This window comes from Roseateles sp. P5_E1 (assembly GCF_054049335.1).
Window position 1 is genome coordinate 1 of sequence record NZ_JBFUMN010000394.1, and the last position, 554, is coordinate 554.

The 554-nt window shown below is 67.3% G+C and carries 1 protein-coding gene; it reads left to right on the forward strand.

Features of this window, described 5'->3' with window-relative positions; genetic code table 11:
• Positions 1 to 516: SDR family oxidoreductase (locus ACXJKJ_RS31715; RefSeq protein WP_457395682.1), on the forward strand; the 516-nt coding region annotated here is incomplete at its 5' end.
• Positions 517 to 554 lie beyond the last annotated feature (38 nt).

Genomic DNA, 554 nt, shown 5'->3' on the forward strand with positions numbered 1-554 from the left:
GGCCTCGGTGGCCTGGATATCCTGGTCAACAACGCCGGCCTGATCCGCCGCGCCGACGCGGTGGATTTCAGCGAGCAGGACTGGGACGACGTCATGAACGTCAACATCAAGTCCGCGTTCTTCATCTCGCAGGCCGCCGGCAGGCACTTCATTGCCCAAGGGCGCGGCAAGATCATCAACATCGCCTCGATGCTGTCCTTCCAGGGCGGCATCCGCGTGCCGTCCTACACTGCCAGCAAGAGCGGTATCGCCGGCGTCACCCGCCTGTTGGCCAACGAGTGGGCCAGCAAGGGCATCAACGTCAACGCGATCGCGCCGGGCTACATGGCCACCGACAACACCGCCGCGCTGCGCGCCGACCAGGACCGCAACAAGTCCATCCTCGACCGCATCCCGGCGGCCCGTTGGGGCACCCCGGAAGACCTCGGCGGTACGGCGGTGTTCCTGGCCTCCAGCGCATCGGATTACGTCAACGGCGCGGTGCTGCCGGTCGACGGCGGCTGGCTGGCGCGGTAAGCGACACCATCGAACGGTGCGCCCACGCGGGCAGACGA